The sequence below is a fragment of the Chryseobacterium sp. genome, assembly GCF_022712095.1.
GTDB lineage: Bacteria > Bacteroidota > Bacteroidia > Flavobacteriales > Weeksellaceae > Chryseobacterium.
This window is the reverse complement of record NZ_JALAHD010000134.1, coordinates 1-7,463: the sequence shown is the minus strand read 5'-3', so window position 1 is coordinate 7,463 and position 7,463 is coordinate 1. Positions and strand designations below refer to the sequence as shown.

Here is a 7,463-nt window from a genome sequence, read left to right as displayed (position 1 = left end):
TTCATATTCTACATTAAGTATTGTAGCATAATAGCTATAAATTAATGCATCGATGTGACTTGCATAGAATATTTCTCTTTTCTTTTCTTTTTTATATCTGGAAATTAACTTTTCATCTTCATAAAATACTATTTTCTTTCCCGTATTTTCGTCATATTTTTTTCTAAACTTTCTCTGATAATTAGTTTTATGAATGAAGGGTAAAAAACCATGTTTAGCCACTTGGTCAGGATTAGTGATATATTTTTCAATCCATTGCAATCGCATTCTGCTCTCTATAGGAAAACCTATATGAGGATATCTCTTAATTTTAAACCAATCTTTTATTTCCATGATTATAAAAGGAGTAGCGAAGACCCAGTGCGAAGCAATCCTTTAGGAAATTACACATTTCCCTGAAGTAGACATGCTCTCTCGATGATTGCTCATCGCCCCGACTATACGCTGGGTAGCTAAATAATTGACGTATATTTACAACTAAATTCAAATAGTATGAACAAATTGATAACATTCATCTCTGGTATGATTCCAACCTCACTGAAATTGATTCAGATAGGTCTCTTCGGACAAGTTTCCCAAGATATTCTCTTAGTTATTTGTCTATATGAAATCTACAGACTCTAACCGTTTTTCAAGTTAGGTAGACTTTCGCCTTTTGCCCTAATACGTCCACTTCGGTTCTTCACTACTCCATAGTTTTTATTATACTTTTCTTATTTTCTCATAATACATTTTCCAATTTCTTCTCAACCGCCAATCGCGATAATAACAAACTTTGTAGTTGGGTAAGCTTTTGGTTTTCTTGCGTTTTAAATTTTATTAATTCTAGAAGATTATTTCCAACTAAGTTAAAATGGTTTAAAACTTCTTTTCCAGGTATCTTTATTTTTAAAGAAGCTAAAATTGGGACGTATAAATTCGCTTGAGCACTACCTACAGCCATATTAATTAACTCATTATATTTAGTTTTTAATACAAAAAATATAAAGGGCAAATTACATTCTTCATTTGGTTTTATATTTATTACTGCCCTATTTCCACACATATAATCACATAAGATTCCGAGTCGCCCTATTGTTCCTGATTTTGTAATAACAATTGTTTGTGGAGAGAAAAGCAATGCACTCGTTCCCGCACTATTAAAACCTTCTTCAGTCAATGTTCTACTTGTATTTAAAATAAAACCTCCGTTAACGTCATTTGCTCGTAGCCATTTGATATCCCCATCAAAGTATTTTGGATATTCTTGAGAAGGATTTACATAACCCTCCTGAAATGAGCACAAATCTTTTAATATTGATTCTTTACATTGGTTTTCTTCAACCATATTGTAATACAAAGCCTGTGCAGTAGCTTCTAGTTTTTCACAGATTTGTTCATTGACTTTTATTTTGTTTTCTATACTTTGGTATTGAGCAACAATTTTATTTTGTTCTTCAATAGAAGGAACTTTTATTTCAATCGATTTTAATGCATCTAAATGTAATCCACCTCTTACATCAGCATCTGTATAAAACCAACATTGCCTATCAAATTCCTTACGTTTAAACCATAACATTAGATATTCTGGTAAAATATCTGAAGATATAATTTCAAAAACATCGTAAGCAGGGGATACTATAAAGTTGTAATCTAAAACAGACATAGAAATTGGCAAGCGCTTATCTCTTCCAACGTGCATACGATTACAAGCAAATTGATGTTTTTTGACAATTTTATATTTAGTCAAATCTACACCAATAATATTTGCAACAGAAGGCATAAAAAATTTATCTATATTGATTCCATATAATACAGTAGCATTTCCATCAGCATTTTTATCACTGATAAATTTGACCATATCACCTAATCTTTTATAGCTCATAGCCTAAAACTTTAAAAACATTAACAATCTCTTCTTTCAGCTTACTTTCTTGTTGAAAAAGTTCTTTCAAATTACTTTGTAAGTTTTGCATTTGCTCTTCATAGTCAAGATTTTCATCACGATTGATAAACTCAATATATTTGCTAGGCACCAAAGAATAATCTTTTTTGCGTATCTCTTCAATAGTTGCACTATAAGAATATTCAGGAATATTTTGATAGGTGTTTTCCCAATCAATCTGTTGCCAATTATGATAATGTTGAGCAATCCTTGTTATTTCTTCTTCTCCTAATTGGATAAACTTCTTTTCAAATGGTTCTCCTTTTTGACGTAAATCCATAAATAGAACTTCTCCTTTTCGGTTACGGTAATTTTTAATGCCGTCGTTGACTTCTAAAGTCCTTTTGTTTTTATTTCGGTTCAATATCCAAAGGGTTACAGAAATATTTGTGGAATAAAACATATCCTGGGGTAGAATAACAATAGCTTCCACCAAATCATTTTCAATAATCTGCTTTCTGATTTTATATTCTTCACCGCCGCCGGATAGAGCACCATTTGCCAAGATAAATCCGGCAAGGCCATTCTGAGATAGTTTGGAGATCATATTCAAAATCCATCCATAATTGGCATTGGATTTTGGCGGTACTTCATAGCCTGCCCATCGCTGGTCATCTGTTAATTCATTTTCTGCACGCCAATCCTTCAAATTAAAAGGAGGGTTGGCCATAATATAATCGGCTTTCAAATCTTTATGCTGGTCATCCGCAAAGGTATCTGCAGCCTTACTTCCAAGGTTGGAGGCAATACCACGAATAGCTAAGTTCATTTTAGCTAGTTTATAGGTAGTATTGGTTAATTCCTGCCCATAAATAGAAACATCCTTTTTGTTGCCTTTATGCTTTTCAATAAATTTAAGAGATTGTACAAACATACCACCAGAACCACAGGATGGATCATAGATTTTCCCTTTGTAAGGTTCTATCATTTCTGCAATCAGATTAACAATAGATTTTGGGGTATAGAATTCTCCTTTTCCTTTTCCTTCTGCAATGGCAAATTTACTTAAGAAATATTCATAGACACGCCCTACAATATCATGGGCTTCATCTTTCAAGGTATCAATATTGTTGATGGTATCTAATAGAGCAGAGAATTTAGACTGATCCAATCCCAGACGGGAAAAATAGTTATCTGGTAAAGCACCTTCTAATGACTTATTGGTTCGCTCTATTGTTTTCAGTGCAGAATCTACTTTTAAAGTAATGTCTTCCTGTTTAGCATTTTCTATAATGTATGTCCATCGGGATTCTTCAGGAAGATAAAAAATATTTTCTGCCTGATAGAATTCAGGAATTTCCAGAAAAGCTTCTTTGTGCTCGTTGATAAGCTCTTGTCTTCTTCTTAAAAATTTATCATTCGCAAATTTGAGAAATATCAAACTTAGAACAACGTGTTTATATTCTGATGGTTCTACAGAACCACGTAATTTATTTGCAGAATCCCACAGAATTTCTTCAGTGGATTTTGTCAGGACTTTCTTAGCCATTATCAAAATAAAATAGTATTTGCTGTAAAAATAATGATATTAAAAGGTAAAGAAAAGCAAAACAAGAGAAAAAACTATACGGTAAACCGTAAATCAGTTTTTTGCCAAGTAATCTGATATTTGGGATAGATACTTTAAATCTCACTGTTCAAATTCCAAATCCCAATTTTAATCATAATCATTTTCTATTTTTTGAGAGATATTCATTAGTTCATAATTTCATAACTTGTATTCACTTTTCCATAGAAACGAACACTCATCCACCCATTCATCTGAACAGTGGAATAAGTTTGACCGTTTACTATGAATTACGTTAAACAAAAAATAACATAAGCATTATCTTATGAACCATAAAGATTTTAATTTAAAAAAAGGCTTTATTTTCAGCAAGCATATTCCTGAAGAGATCTCCCCTTTTGACCGGGTATTTGATGTCTTTAAGGATCTGCTTACCCATACTTCCGGCGATGTGGAGGAGGCTTTTGAATGGCTGGATATGCTGGATAAGGAGTATGATATCTTCAATGAAGACTATACGCTAGAGGATTTTGAAGAAGATCTTAAAAAACGGGGGTATATCAAAGAAGAGAAGGATCCTGAGGATGGCAGTTCGGGCTCGGGAAAAGGCAAAAATATAATGACCGCCAAGCTGGAATCTGCCTTACGTGAATATGCGCTAGATCAGATTTTCGGAAAGCTCAAAAAAAGCGGAAGAGGAAATCACCGGACCAATAAAACAGGAGTAGGTGATGAAAAAGACGGGGAAAACCGTTCTTTTCAGTATGGTGATGATCTATCGGCAGTCAATATTACGGAAAGCCTGAAAAATGCGCAGGTCAATAACGGTATTTCGGATTTACGATTAACCGAGGAAGACCTTATTGTAGAGGAAACGAAGCATAAGGCACAGATGAGCACGGTGCTGATGATCGATATCAGCCACTCTATGATCCTGTATGGAGAAGACCGCATCACTCCTGCCAAAAAGGTAGCGATGGCTTTGGTGGAGCTTATCAAGAGGAAATATCCTAAAGATTCTATTGATATCATTGTCTTTGGAAATGAGGCATGGCCTATTAAGATCAAAGACCTTCCCTATCTGAAGGTGGGTCCTTACCATACCAATACAGTGGCCGGGCTGGAACTGGCTATGGATATCCTCCGCAGAAAAAGAAATACCAATAAACAGATCTTTATGATCACGGACGGAAAGCCCAGCTGTATCCGGCTGCCGTCAGGAGAATTTTACAAAAACAGTGTCGGGCTGGATGAAGTCATTGTCAATCAGTGCCTGAACAGGGCTGCACAGGCAAGGAAGTTAAAAATACCGATTACCACCTTCATGATTGCACAGGATCCCTATTTACGGCAGTTTGTAAAGCTATTTACGGCTCAAAACGGCGGAAAAGCATTTTTAACGGGCCTTTCAGATTTGGGAGACATGATTTTTGAGGATTACGAAAGAAACAGAATAAAGAGAATTTAAAAGAAAATGAAAAACGATATTACATTTAAAGAATTAAAAGATTCAGGATATACGGATAAAACCATCAAGGAGGAGATCCAGGCCAATTTAATCGCTAAGATCAAAGCTAAAGAACCTGTTTTCGAAGGGCTCTGGGGATATGAAGATACTGTTATCCCCCAACTGAAAAAGGCTATTCTTGCGGGGCATCATATCAATTTATTAGGTCTGAGAGGACAGGCCAAAACGAGGATTGCCAGAAGTATGGTCAGCCTTCTGGATGAGTACATGCCTATCGTGAAGGGTTCTGAAATCAATGACAGTCCCTTCCATCCTATTTCAAAGTTCGCAAGAGATCTGGTGGCTGAGCTTGGAGACAAAACGCCTATTTCCTGGGTACACCGTTCCAGCCGTTTTTATGAGAAACTGGCTACACCGGATGTGAATGTTTCGGATTTGATCGGTGATCTGGACCCTATAAAAGCAGCGACCTTAAAATTACCTTATTCTGATGAGCGTGTCCTGCATTATGGAATGATTCCACGGGCCAACCGTTCTATATTCGTGCTTAACGAATTACCGGATTTACAGGCTCGGATTCAGGTATCTCTATTTAATATTTTACAGGAAGGAGATATTCAGATCCGTGGTTTCCAGTTGAGAATGCCTCTTGATATACAGTTTGTATTTACTGCCAATCCGGAAGATTATACCAACCGGGGAAGTATTGTAACTCCTCTGAAGGACAGAATCGGCTCTCAGATCTTCACTCATTATCCTCAGACCATCGCTCTTGCAAGGCAAATTACCGAACAGGAAGCCGTTATTTCAGATGAGGATAAGACCAAAATATACATCCCCGGACTTGCCAAAGACCTTCTGGAAGAAGTGGCTTTTGCTGCGCGTGACAGTGAATATGTGGATGCCAAAAGCGGTGTCAGTGCCAGACTTACCATCAGTGCCATGGAAAATTTAGTAGCTGCGGCCAAATTACGTATACTGGAATCCGGAGCCGAAAAGACCAATGTGCGTTTGCTGGATTTCATGTCCATTATTCCTTCTATTACGGGAAAAATTGAACTGGTCTATGAAGGCGAGCAGGAAGGCGCGGATTATGTAGCTAAAATATTAATCGACCAAGCCGTGATGAATCAGTTTGAAAGCTTATTCCCACGTATTCCTAAGCTGGAAAAAGAAGGTATAAAAACAGCTTATACCGACCTAATTAAGTGGTTCAATAAAAACAGTCTTCAGCTTTATTATACAGATACAGACGAAGAATTCTATCAAAAGCTGAACAGCATTCCTCCTTTGGTAAAAGTAGTGGAAGAGAACACTTCGGGACTCAGTACGGAAGATCAGAATTTCTGCAAGGAGCTTGTCCTGTGGGCACTGACGATCAGCAAAAAACTGGATAAATCTGAAGACCAGGCTAATTTTACTTTTGATTCTTCGGATATGAGTCATTATCTCCGTAATTAAAAGAATGGATACAAATACAGCTCATTGGAATGAGTAACAATATTATTTTAAAAAAGAGCAGTACGGCACACCATACTGCTCTTTTTTAATATGCTTTTTAAATTAAACTCTTTATCATTTCAAATTGCCTGCCTGTCGGTTCAATATTCTTAGACTTAAGAAAAGCCGTAACCGAATCACACTGAATATCCGTATTTATAATTTTCAAAGAATGATGCTTATTGGCTCCTATCATTTCCTGAAAGAGTAATGAGCCTACTCCCTTCCGACGGAACTGCCGATCTACAGCCATCTGGGTAATGTCTCCGGAAGCAGGTTCAAAAACGGTATACCCAATAAGCTTATCTTCAGTAAATATTCCTGTGCATTTAAAATTCGCCAGTGATCTGTTAACGGAATCGAAGCTATTTTGCCATGAAGGTTTAAAATCCCAGAAAGTTGATAATTCATTATGCTGATTGAGATTAATAGATTTTAAAACATATGGAAAATCCAATTTTTTCAAACTGTTTTTCACCTGATCATTTTTCGCCCTGAAATAATAAAACTCCCCAGCTACTTCGAAACCAATCTTGGTATAAACCGACACCGCCCCCTGATTATGCTGTAATACTTCCAACAGGTATTCTCTAATTCCAGCCTCTTTTAAATACGGAATGGAATATTCAAACACCTGAGTAGCCAACCCCTTTCCCCTATAATCTTTTAAGGTTCCTGTCCCTGTATCGTAGGCTGTGGGTACACCATAAAAATCTCCAATTCCATTACAGGTAAAAGATACCATATCATCTCCGTCAAATGCAGCAAAGGAAAGCTCAGGATCAAAGCCTCTGCGTTTCAGCATTTCCCAATGTTCTTTCTGATCAAACTGTACTTCATAATCAGCAAAGGCTTTTTGAAAAGCATCGAATAATTTATCAAAACTTATATGGGCTAAGGATTTAATTTTCATTTTTATTTCAATTGAGAATATTCTACAAGACTAAGGATGTACAAAAGTAATAAATGAGACTGAGTGGCTCAAAGGGAAACCTCTTTTAGAATGATAGGTATATTATGTTTATACTGGATGAACGTATTAATGCAAAGAATAAGAAATATTG

The 7,463-nt window shown here is 36.1% G+C and carries 5 protein-coding genes and 1 pseudogene; 2 read left to right on the top strand and 4 right to left on the bottom strand.

Going from position 1 to position 7,463, the window contains the following annotated elements; genetic code table 11:
- The 3 genes and pseudogenes from Q0A18_RS06915 to Q0A18_RS06905 form a co-directional block, all read right to left on the bottom strand.
- Nucleotides 1-333: pseudogene (locus Q0A18_RS06915) on the bottom strand (RNA-dependent DNA polymerase); the annotation flags it as partial.
- A 388-nt stretch (nt 334-721) separates the two neighbouring features.
- Nucleotides 722-1,864: a restriction endonuclease subunit S gene (locus Q0A18_RS06910; protein ID WP_292009416.1), complete on the bottom strand. Its 1,143-nt coding sequence runs from the start codon at nt 1,862-1,864 to the stop codon at nt 722-724.
- Nucleotides 1,854-3,413 carry a type I restriction-modification system subunit M gene (locus Q0A18_RS06905; protein WP_292009415.1) on the bottom strand — a complete coding sequence of 520 codons (1,560 nt, stop codon included), beginning with the start codon at nt 3,411-3,413 and terminating at the stop codon, nt 1,854-1,856. The genes Q0A18_RS06910 and Q0A18_RS06905 overlap by 11 nt, the downstream gene beginning before the upstream one ends.
- 343 nt (nt 3,414-3,756) lie before the next feature.
- Between Q0A18_RS06905 and Q0A18_RS06900 the strand changes: the two genes are divergently transcribed.
- Nucleotides 3,757-4,899 carry a VWA domain-containing protein gene (locus Q0A18_RS06900; protein ID WP_292009414.1) on the top strand — a complete coding sequence of 381 codons (1,143 nt, stop codon included), beginning with the start codon at nt 3,757-3,759 and terminating at the stop codon, nt 4,897-4,899.
- Nucleotides 4,900-4,905: 6 nt separating this feature from the next.
- Nucleotides 4,906-6,360 (top strand): sigma 54-interacting transcriptional regulator, encoded by a 1,455-nt coding sequence (locus Q0A18_RS06895; protein ID WP_292009413.1) that lies wholly within the window; start codon nt 4,906-4,908, stop codon nt 6,358-6,360.
- Nucleotides 6,361-6,457: 97 nt separating this feature from the next.
- On the opposite strand, the gene Q0A18_RS06890 is transcribed toward Q0A18_RS06895, so the two are convergent.
- Entirely contained in the window at nt 6,458-7,312 is an 855-nt protein-coding gene (locus Q0A18_RS06890) for a GNAT family N-acetyltransferase (protein ID WP_292009412.1), read from the bottom strand.
- Nucleotides 7,313-7,463 lie beyond the last annotated feature (151 nt).